The sequence below is a fragment of the Proteus alimentorum genome (assembly GCF_002607735.1).
Classification (GTDB): Bacteria; Pseudomonadota; Gammaproteobacteria; order Enterobacterales; family Enterobacteriaceae; genus Proteus; species Proteus alimentorum.
This window is the reverse complement of record NZ_NBVR01000043.1, coordinates 34,481-57,839: the sequence shown is the minus strand read 5'-3', so window position 1 is coordinate 57,839 and position 23,359 is coordinate 34,481. Positions and strand designations below refer to the sequence as shown.

Below are 23,359 nucleotides of genomic sequence, written 5' to 3'. Positions count from 1 at the left end.
ACCATAAGCTTGATTTGCTATCTCCTTATTATGTGCATCTAATTTATCATTAAAATCTCGGAGAATTTTTTTTGTCGCAAGTTTGGCTGCTAATTCAGCTTTATATATATTATCAAGCCGCCGAACATAGCGAGCCCGTATTAATACACCTTCACGAGTGTATGTTAAAAGATCTTTAGACAGCGAGCGCAGCATAATCTAATACCAAAAGAAAAAGTGAACGGGATAAAAAGAATGGCAGGGAACGATCAATCGGTGATGATTGTGGTGCAAACAGCAATGTGAAACGTTGAGCTAATGCGGCTGAAATTGAATGAATAAAATCAAACAATAATTGATAACCAACGCTAATAGGATCCGTCACTTTAAGTGAAGACACGACATTTTTATCTCTGGTTAAAACAGGATAAAGGGATAAGAATGCTTTTAATGGGGATCCTAGACGATAGTAATTCCCCGATAATAAAAGGGTCTCTCGAGAATAAAAATAGCCTAAAAATAAAGCGCAACGAGGGAGTAATGTCCAATGGGTAAAAATTTTTTCTACGATAATATCAATATCGCAATCAAGCTGATTAATAAGTTGATATTGCTGGATTAATTGGCGATTAGCTAATTTTTGCCATATCACACTTTCTTCTTTTGACGCTAATACAGAATAATCTTCATGAATATAACTAAGAGGTTCATACATTACCTTAGATATGGTTTCAAATTGTTCAGGTGTTAGATTCATTATTGCTCTCTGCCTTCTGTATTTTTTTACGTTGATACATTATTAATGCCGTTGCAATAACAATGACGGTGACAATAATGACGAATAACAAGCTGGGAAATAACCAAGCGTTAAAAGATGAATTAGGATTATCTTGAAGTAATCTATTGTTTATTAGATTGAATTTATTAATATTTCTTGGATACAGCAAAACGGTAATATTATTCTCATCCATATTACTAAAGGCATTATGAATAAAAGCGCGAACATCTTCGCCCAACTGATCATTATCCAGCATACCTTCTTCATAAAAAACTAAAGCTGAAGCATGTGGTGTTGGAATAACGCGTTCAGTGGGGGCTATTGGATAGCTCACATGTACCCTCGCATCTATAATATGGTCAATTGTAAGTAATGATTGTTCTAATCGCTGCTCAATAGCTGAAATTAAACGGGCTTTTTCTGCTTGGGGTGATGATACCAATGCATCTGATGGAAATAACTGAGTAACTTCAATACGGGAGAGTGAGGGTAATTGATATTCTTTTAAGATCTGAATAGCGATCCCTATATCCTCTTTTTTGACCGAAACATCAAATAACCCTTTCCCTAATGCAGTACGTGTACTCGTTATTTGATGCTTTTGTAAAACTGCTTGAATTTCTGTTGCCTGTCTTTGATCCAAATTGGTCAGTAAAGATTGATCTTTACAGCCACTTAATAATGGAAACAGGCAACATAACAATGCTAATAACACATATCGCATTTTCATTGCTATTGAGCCTTGAGCAATGTTTCAACGATATTCAGTGATTTTCTGGCTAAAGTACTCGCTAAATTCATTGTAATTGTATAGTCGTTAAGTGTTGTTTGTAGCTCAGTGTAACTTTGGGCATCACTTAATTGACTTAATGTAGCCAACTTTTCTTGGATCTGTTTTTCATATTGAAAACCACTCGTAATGCTTTTTACCATCATTGAAGATAAATTATCATCACTCGTGCTTTTATCGGTTGATAATGTTGCTAAATGAACAGGAACAATAGGTGTAATTGCCATAAACAGCCTCCATGAAATAAAAACTAACGCATATTACCGATAATGCTCATTGCTAAATCCTTGATAACTTTAATAGATGTTGATTGTGCATTACGTGTAATATTATATTCAGCAAGTTTGGCTTGGTAATCGGCTAATGCGGCGGCATTCGATGTATCTGCTTTTAATGCCTCTAATGCAGTTTTTAATGCATCACTTTGATTTTTAACGGGCTCTTGGAAGTAATCATCAACTTTATTGATAGAGCTTACATCATCGGCAACAGGATAGGCTGGCATAATATTAGTCCTCTAGGATTAATTCTAAGTTATCACTTATAAGTATCGTTATTATCCCTGAGGAAAATAACGGTGTTGGTTATCAAGAAAAATATATCCACGATCTTCTTGTAATGTTGCTTTATTTTTCAACATAGGATTGCTTATTTTTTCACGGTAAAAGATAAATTTTCTGCCAAAAATGGCCGTTTGTTTTTTGATATAAGTATCCAAAATTTCTTTATTCTTGATAGTTAATGTATTATCAAAAATAAACGTTAATCCGTTATTTTTTTCTTCAATGGAGTAACCTATTGTTTTAGTGAGTTCGAATTCATTTATGTCATTAATAATGTCGGGTATTGATATTTCTTTAATCGTTGGCTGGCAATTTTTTGTAAATTTAGCATTTATAGTATTGACTATCCTTAATTTTTCACTTTCATTATGATAAAAAAAACTAACAATAGGTTTTAATCTATCTCTTAACATTATATTTATATTCTTGTGACGATTTCCAGTAGATAACGTTTTGATTTTTTCTAGATAGATGATTTTAGTTTCTAACGTATCTTTTATTTTTGAAGTGGGATATAGCTCATCATAAACACAATAATATCCATTTTCTCCTTTAAATCCTTTAAAATTTAAACTTATTGATACGGTTGATGTGTTGTTTTCTTCTATTATTGGTCTTTTTATATAAAAAATTAATAATGTAAAGAATAGAATAATTAGTATTGATAATAAAATAATTTTTTTATTCAGCATTCCTTTATTGTTGTTTTTTTTAAAATTAAATGATGAGAAAGATAAATCATATTTATCACTAATAAAAAAGAAAGGAATATCATTGCTATATATGGGGCTGTCGATTTTTAACGGATATTCTTTATCGATTTCTTTTTGTATTAAACTATTTTCAATTTTATATTTATTATTTTCACTGTTATGTTCATCAAGTATAATAGCGATTTTTTTCTCATCTTCCTGTTTATAACAAGGGATGTAAAGTGTGGTTTTCTCATTTTCTTCTTTATTTTCAATGTATTCCTTGTTGTATAAATATAATGAATAGCTATTGGGAGGGAGAGGGATAATGGTTTCTTTTAATGGGCCATTGAGGATATAAATATAATAAAGCATAGATTTAGCCTAATAATTAAATATCATTAATTCATTATATAAATATATTTTAGTTAAAATGGCATAAAAATTCTTTTAAAAAAAAGCATATGTTTTTTATTTGATAGTTGGTATTGATAGATTACTGCCACTTTTTTTAAATAATAAACGTAAAAAATTTGTTATTCATCTTTTGTAGTTAATTGTGGGTGATATTATTGTAATGTTATATAAAGTAAAGTCATGAAAATGAGTGAGCTAAAAATTTATTATTTTTACTTTTAATTTACTAATGAAAATAAGGTTGGGTATTTGTTATGCTAATAAATGATATGAAAATAAGTGGTGATAAAAATATATTGCCGGGTAATTCATTATTCTTTTGTATTCCCATGGATAATGATTATCCAGTTAAAATACATGATGAAAAAACCACTAAAATTATAAAAGGAAAGGCTTTTATTTATAATGCAAAAAATGAAAATGTTATCTTTCAATCAGAAAATCAGTCTTGGCGTATTGAAAAACGATCATTTTTTATTTGTGCAAGATTATTGGCATTTATTGATTACGCTCGTGATTTTTCAAAAATGACAGCAATAGGATCTGAATTTGATATTAATCAGCAGGTTTTTTATATAGAAGATACTAATAAATCTCTAGAATACGTATTAATAAATGAAGCAATAAAAGCAGAAAGCCAATTAGAGCCTTTATTTGTCACGATAAGACACAGTGAAAGTTATTGGCTTATTTTACATCTCATCAGCTACTTAGATGAGAAGAAAAGTAATATTGCACAAATTGGAGAGCGCTATGGTGTATCAGGCACACATTTTAGACGATTGTGTAAACGTTATTTAGGTAACTGTGGAAAAAGCCAATTACGTTCATGGCGTGCGGCATCTTCAATATTAACCACGCTATCAACGGATGAATCACTGACACAAATTGCAGTTGATAATGGATTTAGTTCAGCGTCTCATTTTTCTAATGAAATTAAGACATTATTTGGTATTACGCCAACAGAATTTCGCCGAATTGGTCAGCATCTTTATGAAAATAAAAAATAAGATTTATTGTGTTATTGGGCTAGTACTGTGTTGTAGTTTTTCTTTTCAAACTCAAGCTACGCAAGGAAAGGTGATTTATACGCATCAGGTAAAAAAACCGGATGTATTTATTGCTGTTGATACGCGAGTCGAACAATTTTTTCTGGTGTTATCAGATAAACTAAATAAACCTTTTATTTTGAGTAGTACTGTAAAAAAAGAGAGGATCACCGGAAATTTTGATATTTCTTCACCGGAAGAAGCATTTGAATTGATGGTGAAACGCTTATCATTACTCTATTTTAATGATGGAAAATCAATTTATATTTATGAAAGTAGCGAGATCCAGCAAGAGCTATTTCAAGTACAAAATATAGGTTTAATTGAGCTAAAAGAATATTTACAAGATGTGGGGTTGTATGATCCTCGCTATCCACTGCGAGCGGGTCGTGATCAACGTACTTTTTATATTTCCGGCCCTCCCGTCTATATTCGGTTGGTTAAAGCAGCAGCTGAATTCTTAGATAATGATGTGCAAGAACAAATTAATGAAAATATAAATAACCAGGTGCCAACGGGAAGTTCTCGTTACGGTGATGAATTTGTACAAATATTTCCATTAAAAAATACGTTCGTACAAGACAGAACGTACACTTTACGTGATGAAAAAATTGTTTTACCAGGTATTACTTCTGTTTTACAGCAGTTATTTATGTCTTCGGAGGGAATAAACAGAACAGCAACAGAGCTTCATCGTGATATAGAAAATGGCAATACGCAACAAGATGATGAAGTGGAAAATAGTATTCAAGAAGCTAATGCCCCCATTATGACTAAAATGGGGCGATACAATGTCGAATTAGTTCCTTTACCGGGTTCAAATAGTCTTTTAGTTAAAACCAGTCGAGAGGGTTTGGCTCTGATTGATTCGCTGATTACTCAATTAGATAAACCTAAAAGGCAAGTTGAACTGTCATTATGGATAATCGATATTGCTAAAAATAAAGCCGATAGTTTAGGCGTTAATTGGCAAGCGAGTTATGGATCGAATAAAGGCACTTTCTTTTTTAATACGGCAAGTTTAAGTGCTGCATCTGGTTTGAGTTTTCTAGGAAAAATTAAAGCATTGAGTGAAGATGGTGAAGCTCAAATGGTATCTCGCCCTATTTTATTAACTCAAGAAAATACACCTGCTATTTTTGATAACAACACTACTTTTTATACACAAATAAAAGGCGAACGGGTTGCCTCATTGGAATCAACAACATTTGGTACGATGATCAGTGTATTACCGCGTATTGGTAATTTGAATAAAGATATCGAAATGATCATTAATCTTGAAGATGGTGCTGAGAAAAAAGATGAAAGTGGTGACGATGAGCGTGTTGAAAAATTACCTGTCATTAATCGTACAAATATTAGTACGGTTGCCCGAGTTTCTGAAGGTGGAAGTTTATTAATTGGTGGATATACACGCGAAGATAATGTGAAAGCGGAGAATAGTGTTCCTTTTTTAAGCTCCATTCCTTTAATTGGTCGAGCATTTAGTTATCAATCTGATAATAATAAAAAAATGATCCGTATTTTCATGTTGCAACCTCGATTATTAGAAAAAATGAATACTGAAGCGTTAGGATCTTTAACTGAAAACCCATTTCAACCGATTGATAAAAAAACCTCTCAAGCATTAAAACAACTTCAGATTTTTATGAGGTAATATTATGATTGGGCCAATTAATATCTCTACGTCAACAAAGTTAACTAATGATAGTATTGATAAAAAAAGCCAGCAAGAAACAGAATATAAACAACCAAAAATAAATGAAAATCAAAACTATCAAAATCAATTAATGGATATATCTGATGATATGTCTATGGTTGCAACACTATTTTCTCAACGTTTTGGTCAATCACTAGATAAAAAAGCAAATAGAGGGCAAAGCATATTATATATTGCAGAAGAGGGTGCAGATAAAAAGCTTGATAACGTGATGATGTTATTTAGAAAATCGGGGCGAAGTTTGCAAGAGTTGCTCAGTTATTTACGTAAAATGTTCCCTGATGAAAGTGATCTCGTGATGGTTTTACGAGAATTACTCAGAAAAAAAAAGCTAGGTGCTCAATTAGACGCAGGTATTGAGAATGAGATAAATCGTTTACTTGAAGGGGAAAATGGAAAGCAAATTAGAGCCGGCATTAATATTGCACTTCAGGCCAAAACATTTGCAAAGTTACTTTCTCTTAATGCTTCGACACTAAGAAATCTTTATCGTAGTTTTATTAGCCTCGATCTTGAACCTATTTATTTTTTTAAAATGTGGCTAGAAGAATATGATATTAAACAATGTATACTTATTTTAAGTTTTTTAACACAAAGCTTGATTTGTGATATGCAATCATTAACGCCTAGTTGTTCTCAAAGTTTAGAGTTTGGTTATTTTCTCGAGAGGGTTAATAAGTTGCGGGCTTTATGTAGTTTTATCGAAATCAATATAGATAAACTAGACACACAAGATTTGAAAAATACAATAACAGATAAAGAGTTGTATCAATTGGTTTTTCATGGAATGACATTTCCAGAAGAAATGAAAAAATATTTAGTATCTCTTTTAGAAAATGAATGGATAGATTATTTAGTTAATATAAAAATGAAACTATTACAAGGAATAAAGACGATATTTAATAATTATCCGGAGTCATTATATTTATCTGATGATTTTAGAGATGAATGCCAAATAATTATACAAAAACTTATAGATAATTATCTTAGATTAGAACAGTATCAACAAAGAAAATAAAAAATAATTTATGGATAATTTCTATGATTTATAGATTTCTATTGGCAATAAAGAGTAAGCCAGAGTTAATCGTATTATCGGTTATGATTTTGGTTATTATAATGTTAATTATACCTTTGCCAACGTATATTGTAGATTTCCTTATTGGATTGAATATTACTATTGCTCTTCTTATTTTTATGAGTTCATTCTATATTACTCGAATATTGAACTTTATGACATTTCCAGCATTATTATTAATTACGACACTCTTTCGGCTTGCTCTTTCTATTAGTACGAGTCGATTAATATTACTAGATGCGGATGCTGGTGAAATTATTACTTCATTTGGCGAATTTGTTATTGGTGAAAATTTAGTGGTAGGTTTCGTTGTTTTCTCAATTGTGACTATCGTGCAGTTTTTGGTGATTACAAAAGGTTCTGAGCGTGTTGCCGAAGTTGCGGCACGCTTTTCTTTGGATGGTATGCCAGGAAAACAAATGAGTATTGATGCTGATTTAAAATCGGGCATCATTACTAATGAAGAAGTGAAAATAAGAAGAAAAGAACTAGGTCAAGAAAGTCAATTATATGGTTCCTTTGATGGTGCAATGAAATTTATTAAAGGAGATGCAATTGCAGGCATTGTCATTATTTTTGTTAACCTAATTGGGGGAATTTCTGTCGGTATGGCGCAAATGGATCTCTCAATTTCACAAGCGTTACATACTTATACTCTTTTGACCATTGGTGATGGGCTTGTTGCTCAAATACCAGCATTGCTGATCTCTATCAGTGCGGGTTTTATTGTAACGCGTGTTGGTGGTGAAAATAATAATCTTGGTTTTAGCATTATGAATGAATTACTTGCTCAAGATTTTGCATTATTAGTGACAGCAATCCTTGCTTTTGTTATTGGCTTTTTACCTGGTTTTCCAACACCCGTTTTTCTTATTTTATCTGTAATATTAGGTGGGTATTTCTTTAAAAAACAATGGAAGAATAAGAAAAAAGAAACCACCACAGAAAGTGGGGGGGAGAAAAATGAAGATAATGCTTCAGATCCTGACGGTAAAAAAGGTATTATTTCAAATCTATTTTCAAATAAAAATGAATTAAACGATGAGAATAGCTTATTGAACGAGGATATTACTTTATCTCAAGCAGAAACATTGCCTTTAATTATTACTGTTTCCTCTAAGAAGAAAGCGTATCTTTCAAAACTGGTTTTTGAAAAATGGTTGAAAAAAGAATTTATTTTACAATATGGCGTATTGCTTCCTGATATTGTTATTCATTATTCAGATAAAATTGATGAAAATAAAATCATTATTTTAATAAATGAGGTTAAGGCTGATGAATTTGATTGCCCTTTCCCTCTTGTTTATGTTTCAAATCCTAATGATGAATTATCTTCTTTGAATTTTAACATGATGGAAATTAAGGATAATGATGTTAGCCATTATTGGGTTAATAAAAATGACATGGATAAATTAACATCATTAAATTATAAAATAGAATTACCAGAAATCTATTTCTATAAAAAATTTTCCAACTTGATTACATTGAATGTTGTTGAATTTCTTGGAATACAAGAGACGAAAAATATTCTTGATAAAATAGAGGAAAATTCACCCGAACTTTTAAAAGAGTGTTATAGACAAGTCTCAATTCAACGAATTAATGATGTTTTACAACGATTAGTGCAAGAAAAAATTCCTATTAGAAATATAAAAACAATTATAGGAGGTTTAGTTCAATGGGGAAGTAAAGAAAAAGATCCGATACTTTTAACTGAACATATTCGATCATTACTTTCACGTTATATTAGCCACTTCTTTTCAAAAGATGGAAAGCTTAATGTAATTATTTTATCTCATAATATCGAAGAAATTATTCGTGGTGGAATAAGACAAAGTTCTTCAGGTACATTTTTGAATTTAGAACCTGCGGAACTTGATATGATAATAGAAAAAATATCTACTGCTATCGATGAGATTAAATATATTCAAGATTATGTTTTTTTAACCGCAATAGATATAAGGCGATTTGTTAAAAAAATAATAGAAACACAATATCCACAGTTATCTGTATTGTCTTATGATGAAATTACATCTGATATTGAAATTAACGTTTTACAATCTATTTAGGAGATATTATGTCTTTTGATCTAGCAAGATTAATTATGGATGCCATGAATGCAATTGGACGCAGTGATTTATTCTCAGAAGGAAAGTCTGTTGATAATCATTCAACAATAACAATTAGTTTAGGTGATATGCCTGATATTAATTTATTAGTTGTTGATGAAGTCCCTATGATTTGGTCAGTGCTTGGTGAATACGATGAAAACTTATTATCACAATGTAGTACGCCATTATTATTAAACAATGTGAATAATCAAACTGAAAGTTTTTATCCCGGTCAGCCCGCTTTAGTGAAAGTAGAATCTGAGTTAGAACTACGTGCCTCATTTATGCCGAGCGCGTTGCAAAATGGTGAATCAATGGCAAAAGCTATTGATGAATACTTCCAAATGATGAATAGCGTTCATCAACAATTTATAGGGTAAAGATGAATAGTACATTTTCAATATTTCATCACGCAGCTCACCCTATACGAATACAAGGTAATATTCTTGAAGTTATGCTACGAGATGTATTTATTGGAGAAATTTGCCTATTAAAAGATCCCATCACTAATAGTCAAATTATTGGTGAAGCGATCGTGATTGGTTTTCGTAATGGTATTACGATTTTAAGTATGATGGGAAGTTCGCAAGGTTATTCTTTGCAAATAATCGTAGTACCAACGGGCAACGCTTTCTCAGTCGCTTTAAGTCTCAATGTTTTAGGGAGTATGATTGATATTAAAGGGAATTATTTATTACGTTTTAGTGATAAAAAAATGAAAGAAGAAAACTTCTATTCATATTTTCCTATTGATGGTCATCCTCCCTTATTTAATGAAAGGCGCCCTATTACCACAGTTTTTGAATCAGGTGTTCGTGCAGTCGATGGATTATTAAGTTGTGGATTAGGGCAACGAATGGGAATTTTTGCCAGTGCCGGAACGGGTAAAACAATGCTTATGAATATGTTTATCCGTTTTTCTCAGGCCGATGTTTTTGTGATTGGGTTAATTGGTGAAAGGGGACGTGAAATCACCGAATTTGTTGAGGAGTTAAAAAAAGATAAACGATGCGAAAAAACGGTATTAATTTGCTCAACTTCAGATCAACCCGCAATAGAACGTTGTAATGCGGCATTAGTTGCCACTACGGTTGCTGAATACTTTCGAGAACAAGGTAAGAATGTCGTATTATTTATTGATTCTATGACGCGCTACTGTCGAGCTTTAAGGGATGTTGCCCTTACCGCAGGCGAGCTTCCTGTTCGTAAAGGCTATCCTGCTTCTGTTTTTGATAAATTACCAGCAATTTTAGAAAGACCAGGAGTGACTTATCAAGGCTCAATTACGGCGTTTTATACGGTTTTGCTTGAAAGTGATGATGAACCAGATGCTATAGGTGAAGAAATCCGCTCTATTTTAGATGGGCATATCTATCTTTCACGAAAAATAGCGGCTTCAGGCCATTATCCAGCGATTGATATATTAGGTAGTGTGAGTCGTATTTTTCAGCAAATAACGAGTAATGAACAACAAAAAGCGGCATTAAAAATAAGACAAATATTGATGCGTTTGCAGGATATTAAATTATTACAAGAGGTGGGCGAATATCGTGTAGGTGAAAATGAATTAAATGATATTGCTGTAAATAAACAATCTGCAATAGACGCTTTTCTTATCCAATCTTTTAAAGAAAAAGCCGATTTTCAACAAACATTGAACCAACTTTATGCGCTTACCTCTTAATCAACAGGTATTGATGAATGCGATTGCTAAGCGCCAGCAAAGAATAGAAAAAGAGCAACAAAAGCATCAGCTATTAATAAAAGAAGCTGAAGATAAGAAAAAAGAACAAATGTTATTAGCTTCGGCGTTAGAAAAAGAGATCCCTATGTATGAAAGAGTTGGTCATTATTCTACTCTTTCATTAAATCAACAAAAACGTAAACAGGCTATTATCTTAGCATCACGGAATATTGCCATTACTCAGATTAAGGAAATAGAGTATCAATTAGAAAAATTAAAAAAAGGTAGTCTAAAGTTACAAAAAGAAAGAGAAGTCGTGATCCGAAAACAAAATAAAATGAGACTTTATCTTGAAAGAAAAGCATTAGAAAAAGAGTTATATATTGAAAGATTAGAACAGAACGAGATACAGGAGATGGTATTATATGATATTAATAAAGACAGATAATGTTATCTTAAATAAAAATTTAACAAATGAACAAAATAGTGATAATAAGTCTTTTTTTTCTAAAAAATCGTCACTTTCTTCTGCTAATCTGAAATTATCAGTGACTGATAATGAAAAAATTTCCTCTGAAGATATCAGTAAGATAAAACAAAAATTAGATGATTTTTATCATATAACTCATAAAGATGATATTGAGCTAAAAAGTCATCTAAAAACAAACTCTAATGAAATAGGATCTAAATCTGAAAAGGAAGAAAAGAGTAAAAAAGAAGAAACTGAGTTTTTAAATTTAGAGGGATTATTATTAACACAAAGAAAAATATATTCACAAATTCGCTCTCAAATAAATAAAGTGGATCTAGAAAATAAATCACTCTTTAATTATGAAAGTAAAAGAACACCAATTTCTCATAAGATAACAACCGATAATAATTTAAAAATTATACGTGATTTAAAATTAAATAAAAATATAAGTATTAGTGCTCCTGAGAGTAAAAAGGAAAATAAATTAGATATTAGTGGGTTAGATGTCCTTGGCGAAAGGGAAGTCGCCAATAAGAAAAAAACTAATCATAATGTAGAAAAAATAGATAATAAATTGAAGAATAATCAACTTATCGAGAGCAATGAAAAACAAGTAGACAGTAATATAGGAAATAGTATAGAAATTAATATGGAAAGTAAAGGATCTTCTTATAAAGAGAAATACTCTCTTTATAAAGATAATGCCGTATTAAAAACACAAGAAAATGCATTGGATATTCAGAATAATATAATAGAAAAATCAGTTCATTCAACCGATAAATATACTTATTTAAAAACTAAGGGAATAGAGAATAATAGCCTTTTATTTAACACGGAAAAACTAAATTCGAGTATAGATAAATCGGATAGAAAAAAAGTAAGAGAAGAATTTAACCAAGAAGTTAATAATTTTTCATTTTTTAATACTATAACTCAAAAATATCAACAGAAAATACAAGAATCATCAATAGATAAAAAATTACTTGATATACCCGCTTTAAGTCTTCTTTATAAAGAAGTATCAAAGATAACCCAATCTCCCACTATTACTTATGTTTTTAAAAAATGGGGAAATGAGTTTCATCGGATGAAAATCAATTTCGATGCCAATAAAAAGATCCAACTGATTGCTTCTACTGGGCGTGTTTATCAATCCTCCTTAGAGAACTTTAACCAATATCAAGGGCGATTAGCGCTTTCATTAGAACATGACAATGATGGTTTGCCAATTAATGCGATTGAGCCTTCTGATGATAAAGACGATGAAAAATGATCTTATTAGATAATAATATTAATCAGGCTGAAGATAGTGATGCAATAAAAATACTATCTTCTTTATATAGATCGCAATCGCTGATTGATTCTGCTTTTTATTTTAAAATAAAAGGCAAAAATACATTAGGCTCATTTACAGGATTTGTTGCTGTTAACCAAGTCATGGATAATATTTATCCTGAAAAAAAAATAGATTGGGAACTTGTTCCTGAAACTTATCTTTATGTTCTATTCTCAGAAAAATGTTCACAATTATTGTTTCCTTTTTCAAAAGAAATGATGTCAGTAATCGTAGATAATATCTGTTTAGGGGAGCAAAAAAAAGAACGTTATCCCGTTGTTAATACCTCAATAGGAAACGTATTTATTTGCTCTTTTGAGGGGCATTATGAATGGAGGTTGTCCTTAAAAAATAAAATAAGTGCTATTGCTCAATTTCAGCTCGGTAATAGCAAAATATCAGTTTCATTATTAAAAAACCTTTTGTTAGGCGATATTGTGCTTATTGATAACATTGATTTCTCACTTATTCTTGGTGAAAAAAAATGGATGAGTTATCAATGGCAAGAAGGAGAAAATACGGTGGTTTTAGATGAAGAGTTATTGACTAATGAGATGGAGAAAAAAGCATTAATAGAAGATGTTGATACAAATGCAACTAGACCAGAAAATATCGATTTAAAATCAATAGATACTATTCCTATCACTCTTTCTTTTCTTCTCGCAAGTAAAATATTGCCTATTGAGCAAATTGAAAAATTAGCACCGGGACAACAACTTATATTACCTGACAATGCTTCAAGGCATATTATATTAGTTGTTAATGGTGTTGCGATTGCTGAAGGAGAATTAATTAAAGTTGGTGAGCGATTAGCTGTAGAAATTCAACATTCCCATTTACAGCAAGATTAAATGTATGGAAAGCTCAACGACACTTATTTTAACGTTAGCACTAGCAACATTGGCCCCTTTTATTATTGCGGCAGGAACCTGCTATTTAAAATTTTCTATTGTACTGGTTATGACGCGTAATGCTTTAGGTGTTCAGCAAGTGCCTTCTAATATGGTACTTAATGCGATTGCATTAATAATGGCTCTGTTTGTTATGACGCCACTAGCAAAAAACACCTATCAATATCTTATTGAAAATCCTGTTGATATTACCTCTCCTGACGCTTTTGAGCGATTTTCTGACGACGCATTAGGGGAATATAAACGATATTTGTACAAGTATTCTGATCCTGAGTTATTAGATTTTTTTGAACAAGCACAAGGCAATAGACCTGATAGTGACGGCGATAAAGAAAGTATAGAAAAATCGTTGTTATCACTGCTTCCTGCATACGCATTAAGTGAAATAAAGTCTGCTTTTATTATTGGTTTTTATCTTTACTTGCCTTTTATTGTTATTGATTTAGTCGTTTCTTGTATTTTATTAGCATTGGGGATGATGATGATGAGCCCTGTAACATTATCTGTTCCTTTAAAATTAATTTTATTTATCGCTATGGATGGTTGGACTCTTTTAGCTAAAGGACTCATTAATCAATATCTTGAACTCATGGCGGTAAGGTAATGGATATGGTTTATGCGGCGAATAAAGCCGTTTATTTAGTGATATTGCTTTCAGCTGCGCCGATAGCTATTGCGACATTTATTGGATTGGCTATTGGCTTATTGCAGACCATTACACAAATTCAAGAACAGACATTGCCTTTTGGTGTAAAACTCGTTGGTGTCTTTGTGTGCTTATTAGCCATGATGGGTTGGATGGGTGATAAAATATTAGTTTATGCAAAAGAGATGATGATGCTAGGGTTCACTGGATAAATTATATGTTAATACTGCTAGAGTATATACAGGTCTATTTAGTCGATCTTGTTTTACTTGTTGCAAGATTATTTCCTATCTTTCTTTTTATTCCATTTCTAAATAGTCGAGTGCTAAATAGTCAATTGCTAAAATATATTATCATTTTTTATGTTGCGATGGGGATCAGGCCAAGTATTACAATAACGGATAAAATAAGAGATATATGGGACATAATACTAGTTAGTGAATTAGCACTTGGTATTTTAATTGGATTACTCTTTGCAACACCTTTTTGGATAGCTTCTGCATTTGGTGAGTTTGTTGATAACCAACGAGGAGCAAGTATTGGGGATACGATTAATCCTACGACAGGGATTGAATCTTCTGAATTTGCTTCATTAACCGGATTATTTTGTGCTGCTTATTTCTTATCGACAGGCGGTTTAACTTTATTGATGAGTACGATAAAAGATAGCTATGATGTATTTCCTATTGGCTATTTTAACAAAGAAATTGGTTATTCTTTTATTGGGCATTGGCTAAATAATATGGTTCGTACTGCGCTTGTTTTAGTCTCACCCGTACTGATTATTATGTTTTTAAGCGAAGTTGCACTGGGCGTTTATTCTCTATTCTGTCCTCAATTAAATGCATTTTCATTATCACTATGTATAAAAGGAATTATTGCATTTATATCATTACTTCTTTTCTTTACTTCGGCGATGACCACAGAGCTTTATGAATTTTTTAATCATAGATACTTTTATTCGATTTTTATGAGTATTTATTATGGCTGAAAAAACAGAAAAGCCCACTCAGAAAAAACTCGATGATTCTGCAAAAAAAGGGCAAAGTTTTAAGAGTAAAGAGTTAACCTCGGGGCTTGTTTATCTTATTGGTGTTATGTATTTATTTCATGAGGTTAATTTGGATGAATTTAGCCGATTTTATCAATCTCTTTTACTCCATCCAACAAATATCACGTTAAAGAGTTATGTAGATGTAATATCAAAACTATTTTTTGATATTATCTTACCAATACTTGTTGTTACTTTTCTATCTGGCGCGATCCCCTCTTTATTTAGTTCACGTTTTAAACTTGCAACTGAAGCAATAAAAATTGATCTAAATCATATTAATCCAATTTCAGGGTTTAAAAAAATATTTAGCATAAGAACAATAAAGGATCTATTAAAAACATTATTATTCATAGTTATATTTTTAATTACTTGTTATATTTTTATTATTTTACATGGTACGGAAATATTTATATTATACCGCTCGGATTTAAATATTGTTGTTGATAAATGGTGTTCACTCGTTGTTAATTTTGTATTTGTATTTTTTATTCTATCAATACCTATTCTTATTTTAAATATTATTGCTGATTTCTTTATCTTTATGAAAGATATGATGATGGAAAAACATGAAGTGAAGCAAGAAAATAAGAATATGGAAGGTGATCCTGAAATAAAATCAACTCGTCGGCAGCTTCATCAAGAATTGCTTGATGAACCTATGAAGAAAGTGATCCGAGATTCATCTGCTGTTATCGTCAATCCAACCCATGTGGCTGTTGGTATCTATTTTGATCCGGATAATGGCATTATGCCTTTAGTTTCATTGAGTTGTATTAATGATAAAGCATTGGCAGTGAAGGTTTATGCTAAAAAAGTGGGTACTCCAGTTATTCGCTATCCTGAATTAGCAAGAAAAATTTACCATAAATATCATCTTTTTGATGTCATGATAGATCAAGATTTATTAGATGTTATGGATATTCTTATTTGGCTTAAGAGAATAGAAATGGAAGGCTTATTAAGAGAAGAAATGGATTATATAAAAGTTAAATAAATTAAGAAAACATATCCAGTTATTAATTATAAAAATAATGTATTTATATTTGTAAATATAGGCGTGTGTTTTATTAAAGTAATAAATTAATGATTACTTTATAATTTTATTATTAATTATTCATCATAGATGAAAGGATTAACATCATGTCAGTATATGAAAAAATGTCAGAAAATGAGCTTGATCAACTAGCAAATTATATCGTTTCTATTGTTCAAAATGGGGCACCACTTAAGGATGAAAGTGCTATTCCAGAAGGATTTATGGAAGGGATCTATTCATTTGCTTATGATTTTTACCAGAAGGGAAAACTGGATGAAGCTGAGGCAATTTTTAAGTTTTTATGCCTTTACGATTTTTATAATGTTGATTACATTATGGGACTTGCTGCTGTTAAACAATTAAAAAAACAGTATCAAGCGGCAATTGATCTTTATGCTTTAGCTTACCTTAATGCGAAAAACGATTATCGACCTGTTTTTTATGCTGGGCAATGTAACTTATCTCTTGGAGAAAAAGAAAAAGCAAAATATTGTTTTCATCAAGTTTCAGAGAAAATTAACGATCAATCTTTAAAAGAAAAAGCCAACCTTTATTTAGAGTCATTAAAAGATATTCCCCTTGTTGTTCTTAATACAGAGAAAGAAAATAAGGAAGAACAGTATGAATGATATTAAGAAAATTAATGATAATATTCCATTTTCTACACCTCCACTTTCAAAGGAGGTGGAAAATGTGATTAAAAATACGACTCAACAAGCTCAAAAAATTAATGTTGTAAATGAAAATATTGTTTCTTCACTAATTAAAGATAGAGAAAATAAAGTTTCCTCACCGATTCTTAGAGCACCAATTGAACAGAAAAAAAACAATCAAAGAATTAATGTTCAGGATGATGTACAGTATAAAATAAATGTTTTTTCTCAACAATATATAAAAAATAATAATGAAATTATATCATCAGATAAACAATTATCACCCGAGCATTATGATATCAGTGATCCTCAAAGTCATAAATCAACGAAAGAATATGATTTTTTGTATTTGCAATTATCCTATCAAAATGTAATTCACCAAAATGTTTTAGATAGAATTAAAGATCCGGATAAACTTGATTACTATATAGATAAGTTAAATCAATTATCGAAAGGTATTGATGGTTTAAGGGAGCAATTTAAATCAGCGATAAAAGATTTTGAAAATAATAAGGAGGCTTATATTGATTATTGGATGGAAATTTATAATCAGATAAAAGAAAATAAATTTAAAACGGAAGCTGAGGTCGAAGATTTTTTAAAAAATAATAACATTCCTAAATCTTTAATTAACGAACTGTTATCAGGAAATATTAAATCTAAAAAAGATATGGAAAAGTTACTGGAAAATACATTTCCATTCTTAAAACTACCTGATGATCTCTCTAATTTATCTTTAGATGATTTAGATAAATTATATAGTAATTTATCTCAATTTTTTGATAATGTTTTTAAATATATGCCCAATGTTTCTATTAGTGAAGATAAGATTAATACAATCACTCCATATAAAGATGAATTAAAAGCATTAATTAATAAAACAGAAAATGAATCAATAAAAAAACAATTAGAAAAAATAAAAGAAACATATCGAGAACTTACGACGACTCAAAGTGCATTAGAACTTGAAATAATGTCAGATTCCTTATCAGGAATGGCGTTATTAACTTTTTTATTAGCGAAAACACGAGAATTAACATTAAAAGTGATGCTGCAGCGTTCTGAATCTGAGCAAAAACTTTTTGAGGAAATGCAAGAAGTTACTGAAAAATCACTTAAAGAAAAAATTGAAGATCAAAAAGCTCAAATAAAAAAACAAGAGGAAATTCAATTTTGGGCGGGTATTGGTTTAAAAATATTAGCTGGATTATTAGCAATTGTTGCTGGTGTTGCCTCCATTTTTACCGCAGGTGCTTCAATGGCTTTGATGGCTGTTGCGGTTGTATTGATGGTCGCTGATGCTGCGTTAACTATCGCAGATGAAGTGTACCAAGCAATACATGGAACATCGTTTATGGATGAACTAATGCAACCTATTACTGAAGCAATAATGGAGGCTTTAGATAAAATTGCAAATTTTCTAGTCGACGTAGTTTATAGCTTTTACGATTCATTAAAAGTATTGGGTGTAGATAAAAAAATTATTGAGGAAATAAAAAACTTAATGCGAGATAAGCTAAAAATGGGGCTTAAAATTTTAATTACTGCAGTTTTATTTATTGCTGCAGTAGCATTAAGTTTTATTGTTGGTCCAGCAGTAAATGGTATAACAAGTGCGGTGAAAAAGATAATTAATCAGCAAGTCAGAAATATGCTGAAGAAAGTTTTTAATGAAGCACTTGAACTCATGATGGGAAAAATGATTAAAGAAATTATTGCTCAAGTATTTGAAGAAATAATGGAAAAAATTAATAAATTACTCGCTAAAGAAATGACGAATAAAGCGAGTGTTATGTTAAATAGAACCGTAATTACTTCTAAGTTAGTCAATGCAACAGCAACAAATGCAGTTAATATTTATAGTAGTACTATTTCTGCAAAAATTATGCAATCTATAGCTGACAGTAAAAAATTAGATGCGATATTAAATCTTATTCAAAAGTTAATGGATAAGATAATGGAAAGTTATAATGAGAATACTGATACTATTACTGAAATTTTAAAAAATATGAGTGAACAATCTTCTATAAGTAATCGTACAAAATCAGATATGATAAAAAACATATCTATTTAATAGAATCTATCTTTAATAAGGTATTAATATGAAAATAAGCAATGTTGATGTATTTAATGATTATAACTCTAAAGTTAATGAAATCATTAATAAAAACGATGTTACTAATGATAGTAAATTAAATAAAGAAGATTTAGATAATATAAGAAAAAAAATTGATAATAAATTAAATGATATTTTAGAAAAAACAATAGATAAATCAAAGCCAATTATCACTGAGAAAGAAATAAAAAAACCAGATATAAAAAAGATATTAAAATCACTAGAGGTTGATAATGATAATGATATCTATGATCATATAAAAACAGAAAATTTAGGTATGTTTAATTTTTTATCAAACGATATGATGAAATTAATTAATTTAATTGTTAAATATTTAGAAGCCATGATTAAAAAATTTGAAGCATCTAGAGAAATGGGTGTTATGCTAATGAATATTGAATTAAATATGGCTGATCAAATAAAAGACAATCTTAATAAAAAAGCCAATATTATGATTGGTGCAGCAATTACGAGTGCGGGTATTTCAATGGCGGTTCATGGCATGGGGGCTTTTGTTTCAATTAAGGGGATGGGAAAAGATCTTATCGGTCATTCTAACCCAACAATGATCACGGGTAACTTAGTCACTTCAACTGCTGATCCTTTAGCGCGTGTAGCAGATCAAACTTTACAGTCTCAAGGAATTGTACTCGATGGTAAGCAAAAAGTATTAGAAGCAAGAGGAAGTATTAATAATCATGTTATTAATAATAATAATGAGATGCAACGTGAAGTCACCGAAGTGATAAAGGCATTATTACAAGCAATAGAAACGATTATTCATGCTCAGCAGGATACTGCATCTACAATTAGTTCAAATGTAAAAGGATAATTTTTAAAAATAGTAATTAATATAATAAGTATCATTATTAGAAATAACAAAAAATTTTTAAATATTAAATTTTTATAGAGATTGAAACTAGAGTTGATGGTTTTAGAGAAAACCACCCAATAATGCTAACATTTTATTTAAATGTTTTTTTAAAGCAACTCTTTATTTAAAAGGTTAATATTATGGCTACTGCTACTGCTACTGCTACTGCTACTGCTATTAATTCGATTTTTTCTGAAAGTAATAATAAGTTATATGTGGAAAATAAGCCCTGTAATGAGATAGTACATAATCGGGATAAGTTTTTAATTAATTCAAATATTTTATTCAATGATTTAAAAAGAGAATATCAAGAGATTTATTTTAATGATAAGTCATACGATAGTCAATTTGAAAAATTGTCAGACAAAGAGAAATACTTTTATCTTGAGGGGAAATATGCAACTAATTGTATTGATGAAAAAAATAGTTTAACGGAAGTTAATCAAATTTCTCGTGCTTTAAATAGTGCACAATCAAAGAATAACTATCCAACAGATTCATTAAGGGATTTATTTGATGAAGTAAAACAATCCATCACTTCGGGTAAAAATGATTATTTGGATGTTTTAAAAAACATTTTTTCCAATTATATGGAGTTTGTAAAAGAATTAAGAGAAATATTATCTGAACTAAGCAAATCAGTGAAGGCAGGTAGTAAGGATGGATATATTAATATAGATGTTAATGATCTACTTAATAAGTTATTAGCACTAAGAACAAAAGCAGAAAGGCCTGGTTTTTTTAGTATATGGATGTATTTCAGTAAGGATGATGATGGTCGATATTACAGAGAGATTAATGGAGAAAAAATATATTATCAAAATAATATTGAAGCAGATAATGCTGTTCGTGCAGTAGAAAAATTACTGAATGAGATTAAAGGCGTGACATCAAAGAAAGAAGATAATTCAGCATCTGTTCGGCCTGATATTGATTTCTTATTTAGTGTGAATATAGATTTATCAGGAGTGGATAAATTAATTAATTATTTAAATGGAATGCCACAAGGTTCCCATGATATCTTACAAACAGAGTTTGATTTATTGAAAAAAACATTAGATGCGATTGAAAAAGGTATAAATACTAATTTGGATGAATTATCAAAAAAATACAGTTCTGCAAATAGTAATTATGATAATTTCGTTAAAATAGTCAGCAGTACAATGAACACCTTATTAGAAATGGCAAAAGGGTTCTTACGTTTCTAATTTTTATAGAGTGATATTATGGAAAATAAAGCTATTTTAGGGATAAAAAAGAGCTGATATTAAAATAAATATCAGCTCTTAAATTTATTAATAATGATTTAAATTAGAATTTATACTCTACGCCTAACCAGTAATTACGACCGTCTTCCATATAACCTTGAGTGTATTCATAAGATTTATCAAACAGGTTATTAATAGAAGCATTAGCAGAAACACCATAACCAAAGTCATAATCTAAACGAAGATCCGTTTTTGCATAGCCTGCCAGTTTTTCATTTCCATCAATACGGTTATAGGTCCAGCCTTGTGCTTCTTCCATAATGGTAAAACGAACTTGTTCAACAGGAATAAAGGTCATCCACATATAAGCTTTATGTTTTGGTAGTCCTTCAATATGAGCCACTTTTTTAGGATCACTATGAATATAGCTATAGTTTACGCCAAGCTCTAACCAATCTGTGACACTTCCCTTAGTGCCTAAATCAAGGCCAACATAATCAATACGACCACTGTTTTGATTTTGGAAGAATGCATTGCCATTGCGATAAACGGTATGTGCCATAATCGCATCACTGACACGGTTGTAGTAAATGCTGGTTTGGTAACCCCATTTATCCGTAATATGACCTTCATAGGTTAAGTCGAAAGACAATGCACGTTCAGGATCTAAGTCGGGATTGATGATCCCTTTTTGGGTTTTATCTTTTGGTTTTTCCGTGGTGTAACGCTCTTTTTGCGTTGGGAAGCGACTACGATCAGACACGGAGAAACGCACATTATCGTTATTCGCTAATGTGTATTTCGCCATCATTTCCCAGTTAAACGCCGTCTGCTTGTTATCATCAGCGCCTTTGTCTGTATCCACACTGTCACGCCAGTCATAGCTAATTGCACCGACTAAATCGAGATCATTTGTGGCAGCCCATTGATATTCTGTGGCTAAAGACCATGTTCTGTCTTTGTAACGCATCCAATCACCACCTTTCTCTTTTTGCGCGCGGTGTACGTCATCTTTCCAGTGTGCGGCAAAAGAGAGTAGATCACTTTCACGAGTATCAATACCTAACTGTAATGCCGCCCCGTTACTGTAATCGTCATAATGGCTGTAGGAAGGTTTTTTATCCTGTAAGTCTTCATACATATAGAGGGTATTTTCAAATTTATCGTGGTATGCACGGCTTTGCAGATTAATACCATCGGTGATTTGCGTGATACCACTGTAGTAATAACTCTCTTTATTGTAATCAGGCCACATCCAATATTTATATTTGCTTTTAGAGGGGATGGTCGATGTTGGGCTATTTTTATCACCGTCTTGTTTGACATAAGTCAGGGTGTATTCATCAGAAGCGCGAGGTGTCCAACCCACTTTGATCATGCCACGTTTATCATCAGTTGCGGAATTATCACGACGTCCATGAGTCCCTGCCATCGCATTATTTTCATCAGCACCTGGAATTGGTGTAAAGCGTTGTTTTAATTGGCTACCACTGATTTGAATAAAACCTAAATCATTACGAGCTCCTAAACGCGCACTCATGTTATGGGCATAATCAGCACCGCGAGCAAAACCTTGAGAATAAGCAATGCTTCCTTCTAAGGGTTTTTTCGGTGTCGCAGTGGTGATATTGATAGCGCCGCCCATTAAGTTAGGGCCTTGCAGTAATGAGGTATAGCCTTTGTTGACTTCGATGCTTGCCAGATCGTTAGTGGTAAAGCGCGCTAAGTCTAAGTTGCCATCATAAGGAACATACGTTGGAATACCATCGAAGAATACAGGCACTTGACGGCTATCAAAGCCACGCACTTTAATGGTGTATTCATTACGGTTGCCCGATTTTTGCATCACAACACCGGGTAATGTTGCAATAGCTTGTGCCGCATTGACTTTATTTTGTTCAAGCATTTGTTCTTGTGTTAACACATCTGGATTGGCCGCAATCGGGCTACTCCAAACGGTTAATAGATCAGGCGTTGATTGCCCATAGGTTGTATCTGCAATAGCCATACTTGGCAGTAGTGCAAGAGATAAGCAGTAGCATAGAGGTTTTAGTTTCATCATTCCAATCTCAATATACAATCAATATATAATTTTTTATATAACGATATGTGTAAAAACAAATGAATAAAATGAGTACTAACAATGTGTTAGCACTCGGTTTGTTATAAAACAAAGCAACATAATGAAAATA

Annotated in this window: 23 protein-coding genes; 17 read left to right on the top strand and 6 right to left on the bottom strand. The window is 31.2% G+C overall.

Annotated elements, in window-relative coordinates:
- Positions 1-175: 175 nt before the first annotated feature.
- The 5 genes from B6258_RS16900 to B6258_RS16880 are packed head-to-tail and all read right to left on the bottom strand — an operon-like array spanning position 176 to position 3,177.
- Positions 176-736: a type III secretion protein gene (locus B6258_RS16900; RefSeq protein ID WP_240531620.1), complete on the bottom strand. Its 561-nt coding sequence runs from the start codon at positions 734-736 to the stop codon at positions 176-178.
- Positions 720-1,487: a type III secretion system inner membrane ring lipoprotein SctJ gene (gene sctJ, locus B6258_RS16895; protein ID WP_099076258.1), complete on the bottom strand. Its 768-nt coding sequence runs from the start codon at positions 1,485-1,487 to the stop codon at positions 720-722. Before sctJ ends, B6258_RS16900 begins: the two co-directional genes overlap by 17 nt.
- Before the next feature lie 2 nt (positions 1,488-1,489).
- The gene (gene sctI / locus B6258_RS16890; protein ID WP_099076257.1) at positions 1,490-1,774 is read right to left on the bottom strand and encodes a type III secretion system inner rod subunit SctI; all 285 of its coding nucleotides are present in this window, start codon (positions 1,772-1,774) and stop codon (positions 1,490-1,492) included.
- A 23-nt stretch (positions 1,775-1,797) separates the two neighbouring features.
- Positions 1,798-2,052, bottom strand: a complete 255-nt coding sequence (gene sctF / locus B6258_RS16885) for a type III secretion system needle filament subunit SctF (protein WP_099076256.1) — start codon at positions 2,050-2,052, stop codon at positions 1,798-1,800.
- A gap of 51 nt (positions 2,053-2,103) precedes the next feature.
- Entirely contained in the window at positions 2,104-3,177 is a 1,074-nt protein-coding gene (locus tag B6258_RS16880) for a hypothetical protein (protein WP_099076255.1), read from the bottom strand.
- 296 nt (positions 3,178-3,473) lie between these two features.
- Here B6258_RS16880 and B6258_RS16875 point away from each other — a divergent pair, with 296 nt between their 5' ends.
- The 17 genes from B6258_RS16875 to B6258_RS16795 all read left to right on the top strand — a co-directional run bounded on the left by B6258_RS16875 (position 3,474) and on the right by B6258_RS16795 (position 21,167).
- Positions 3,474-4,229: a helix-turn-helix domain-containing protein gene (locus tag B6258_RS16875; protein WP_099076254.1), complete on the top strand. Its 756-nt coding sequence runs from the start codon at positions 3,474-3,476 to the stop codon at positions 4,227-4,229.
- Positions 4,213-5,925: a type III secretion system outer membrane ring subunit SctC gene (gene sctC / locus B6258_RS16870; protein ID WP_099076253.1), complete on the top strand. Its 1,713-nt coding sequence runs from the start codon at positions 4,213-4,215 to the stop codon at positions 5,923-5,925. The genes B6258_RS16875 and sctC overlap by 17 nt, the downstream gene beginning before the upstream one ends.
- A 4-nt stretch (positions 5,926-5,929) precedes the next feature.
- Positions 5,930-7,006, top strand: coding sequence for a type III secretion system gatekeeper subunit SctW (gene sctW, locus B6258_RS16865; RefSeq protein WP_099076252.1), 1,077 nt, complete (start codon positions 5,930-5,932; stop codon positions 7,004-7,006).
- A gap of 23 nt (positions 7,007-7,029) precedes the next feature.
- Positions 7,030-9,135 carry an EscV/YscV/HrcV family type III secretion system export apparatus protein gene (locus B6258_RS16860; RefSeq protein WP_099076251.1) on the top strand — a complete coding sequence of 702 codons (2,106 nt, stop codon included), beginning with the start codon at positions 7,030-7,032 and terminating at the stop codon, positions 9,133-9,135.
- 8 nt (positions 9,136-9,143) lie between these two features.
- On the top strand, positions 9,144-9,557 hold the full coding sequence (locus B6258_RS16855; protein ID WP_099076250.1) for an InvB/SpaK family type III secretion system chaperone: 414 nt from the start codon (positions 9,144-9,146) through the stop codon (positions 9,555-9,557).
- A 2-nt stretch (positions 9,558-9,559) separates the two neighbouring features.
- Positions 9,560-10,861, top strand: a complete 1,302-nt coding sequence (gene sctN / locus B6258_RS16850; RefSeq protein ID WP_099076249.1) for a type III secretion system ATPase SctN — start codon at positions 9,560-9,562, stop codon at positions 10,859-10,861.
- A complete protein-coding gene (locus B6258_RS16845; protein ID WP_099076248.1) occupies positions 10,845-11,309 on the top strand; it encodes a type III secretion protein in 465 nt (154 codons plus the stop codon). Before sctN ends, B6258_RS16845 begins: the two co-directional genes overlap by 17 nt.
- Positions 11,287-12,606 carry a hypothetical protein gene (locus B6258_RS16840; protein WP_099076247.1) on the top strand — a complete coding sequence of 440 codons (1,320 nt, stop codon included), beginning with the start codon at positions 11,287-11,289 and terminating at the stop codon, positions 12,604-12,606. The genes B6258_RS16845 and B6258_RS16840 overlap by 23 nt, the downstream gene beginning before the upstream one ends.
- Positions 12,603-13,520: a FliM/FliN family flagellar motor switch protein gene (locus B6258_RS16835; protein ID WP_099076246.1), complete on the top strand. Its 918-nt coding sequence runs from the start codon at positions 12,603-12,605 to the stop codon at positions 13,518-13,520. Before B6258_RS16840 ends, B6258_RS16835 begins: the two co-directional genes overlap by 4 nt.
- A 4-nt stretch (positions 13,521-13,524) precedes the next feature.
- Positions 13,525-14,184, top strand: coding sequence for an EscR/YscR/HrcR family type III secretion system export apparatus protein (locus B6258_RS16830; protein ID WP_099076245.1), 660 nt, complete (start codon positions 13,525-13,527; stop codon positions 14,182-14,184).
- On the top strand, positions 14,184-14,438 hold the full coding sequence (gene sctS / locus B6258_RS16825; protein WP_099076244.1) for a type III secretion system export apparatus subunit SctS: 255 nt from the start codon (positions 14,184-14,186) through the stop codon (positions 14,436-14,438). The genes B6258_RS16830 and sctS overlap by 1 nt, the downstream gene beginning before the upstream one ends.
- Before the next feature lie 5 nt (positions 14,439-14,443).
- The gene (gene sctT / locus B6258_RS16820; RefSeq protein WP_099076243.1) at positions 14,444-15,217 is read left to right on the top strand and encodes a type III secretion system export apparatus subunit SctT; all 774 of its coding nucleotides are present in this window, start codon (positions 14,444-14,446) and stop codon (positions 15,215-15,217) included.
- Positions 15,210-16,274: an EscU/YscU/HrcU family type III secretion system export apparatus switch protein gene (locus B6258_RS16815; RefSeq protein WP_099076242.1), complete on the top strand. Its 1,065-nt coding sequence runs from the start codon at positions 15,210-15,212 to the stop codon at positions 16,272-16,274. Before sctT ends, B6258_RS16815 begins: the two co-directional genes overlap by 8 nt.
- A 146-nt stretch (positions 16,275-16,420) precedes the next feature.
- Positions 16,421-16,945, top strand: coding sequence for a type III secretion system translocator chaperone SicA (sicA, locus tag B6258_RS16810; RefSeq protein ID WP_099076241.1), 525 nt, complete (start codon positions 16,421-16,423; stop codon positions 16,943-16,945).
- Positions 16,938-19,043 (top strand): type III secretion system translocon subunit SseC family protein, encoded by a 2,106-nt coding sequence (gene sctE / locus B6258_RS16805; RefSeq protein WP_099076240.1) that lies wholly within the window; start codon positions 16,938-16,940, stop codon positions 19,041-19,043. The genes sicA and sctE overlap by 8 nt, the downstream gene beginning before the upstream one ends.
- A 28-nt stretch (positions 19,044-19,071) precedes the next feature.
- Complete coding sequence (locus B6258_RS16800) at positions 19,072-19,917, top strand: type III secretion protein (protein ID WP_240531619.1); 846 nt, start codon at positions 19,072-19,074, stop codon at positions 19,915-19,917.
- Between the two features lie 182 nt (positions 19,918-20,099).
- Positions 20,100-21,167: an IpaD/SipD/SspD family type III secretion system needle tip protein gene (locus B6258_RS16795; RefSeq protein ID WP_099076238.1), complete on the top strand. Its 1,068-nt coding sequence runs from the start codon at positions 20,100-20,102 to the stop codon at positions 21,165-21,167.
- 103 nt (positions 21,168-21,270) lie between these two features.
- On the opposite strand, the gene B6258_RS16790 is transcribed toward B6258_RS16795, so the two are convergent.
- Positions 21,271-23,226, bottom strand: coding sequence for a TonB-dependent receptor plug domain-containing protein (locus B6258_RS16790; RefSeq protein ID WP_099076317.1), 1,956 nt, complete (start codon positions 23,224-23,226; stop codon positions 21,271-21,273).
- Positions 23,227-23,359 lie beyond the last annotated feature (133 nt).

Excerpts from the sequence above, each read along its gene's own strand:
- B6258_RS16900 (WP_240531620.1), bottom strand. The coding sequence starts at position 736 with ATGAATCTAACACCTGAACAATTTGAAACCATATCTAAGGTAATGTAT.
- sctJ (WP_099076258.1), bottom strand. The coding sequence starts at position 1,487 with ATGAAAATGCGATATGTGTTATTAGCATTGTTATGTTGCCTGTTTCCA.
- sctI (WP_099076257.1), bottom strand. The coding sequence starts at position 1,774 with ATGGCAATTACACCTATTGTTCCTGTTCATTTAGCAACATTATCAACC.
- sctF (WP_099076256.1), bottom strand. The coding sequence starts at position 2,052 with ATGCCAGCCTATCCTGTTGCCGATGATGTAAGCTCTATCAATAAAGTT.
- B6258_RS16880 (WP_099076255.1), bottom strand. The coding sequence starts at position 3,177 with ATGCTTTATTATATTTATATCCTCAATGGCCCATTAAAAGAAACCATT.
- B6258_RS16875 (WP_099076254.1), top strand. The coding sequence starts at position 3,474 with ATGCTAATAAATGATATGAAAATAAGTGGTGATAAAAATATATTGCCG.
- sctC (WP_099076253.1), top strand. The coding sequence starts at position 4,213 with ATGAAAATAAAAAATAAGATTTATTGTGTTATTGGGCTAGTACTGTGT.
- sctW (WP_099076252.1), top strand. The coding sequence starts at position 5,930 with ATGATTGGGCCAATTAATATCTCTACGTCAACAAAGTTAACTAATGAT.
- B6258_RS16860 (WP_099076251.1), top strand. The coding sequence starts at position 7,030 with ATGATTTATAGATTTCTATTGGCAATAAAGAGTAAGCCAGAGTTAATC.
- B6258_RS16855 (WP_099076250.1), top strand. The coding sequence starts at position 9,144 with ATGTCTTTTGATCTAGCAAGATTAATTATGGATGCCATGAATGCAATT.
- sctN (WP_099076249.1), top strand. The coding sequence starts at position 9,560 with ATGAATAGTACATTTTCAATATTTCATCACGCAGCTCACCCTATACGA.
- B6258_RS16845 (WP_099076248.1), top strand. The coding sequence starts at position 10,845 with ATGCGCTTACCTCTTAATCAACAGGTATTGATGAATGCGATTGCTAAG.
- B6258_RS16840 (WP_099076247.1), top strand. The coding sequence starts at position 11,287 with ATGATATTAATAAAGACAGATAATGTTATCTTAAATAAAAATTTAACA.
- B6258_RS16835 (WP_099076246.1), top strand. The coding sequence starts at position 12,603 with ATGATCTTATTAGATAATAATATTAATCAGGCTGAAGATAGTGATGCA.
- B6258_RS16830 (WP_099076245.1), top strand. The coding sequence starts at position 13,525 with ATGGAAAGCTCAACGACACTTATTTTAACGTTAGCACTAGCAACATTG.
- sctS (WP_099076244.1), top strand. The coding sequence starts at position 14,184 with ATGGATATGGTTTATGCGGCGAATAAAGCCGTTTATTTAGTGATATTG.
- sctT (WP_099076243.1), top strand. The coding sequence starts at position 14,444 with ATGTTAATACTGCTAGAGTATATACAGGTCTATTTAGTCGATCTTGTT.
- B6258_RS16815 (WP_099076242.1), top strand. The coding sequence starts at position 15,210 with ATGGCTGAAAAAACAGAAAAGCCCACTCAGAAAAAACTCGATGATTCT.
- sicA (WP_099076241.1), top strand. The coding sequence starts at position 16,421 with ATGTCAGTATATGAAAAAATGTCAGAAAATGAGCTTGATCAACTAGCA.
- sctE (WP_099076240.1), top strand. The coding sequence starts at position 16,938 with ATGAATGATATTAAGAAAATTAATGATAATATTCCATTTTCTACACCT.
- B6258_RS16800 (WP_240531619.1), top strand. The coding sequence starts at position 19,072 with ATGAAAATAAGCAATGTTGATGTATTTAATGATTATAACTCTAAAGTT.
- B6258_RS16795 (WP_099076238.1), top strand. The coding sequence starts at position 20,100 with ATGGCTACTGCTACTGCTACTGCTACTGCTACTGCTATTAATTCGATT.
- B6258_RS16790 (WP_099076317.1), bottom strand. The coding sequence starts at position 23,226 with ATGAAACTAAAACCTCTATGCTACTGCTTATCTCTTGCACTACTGCCA.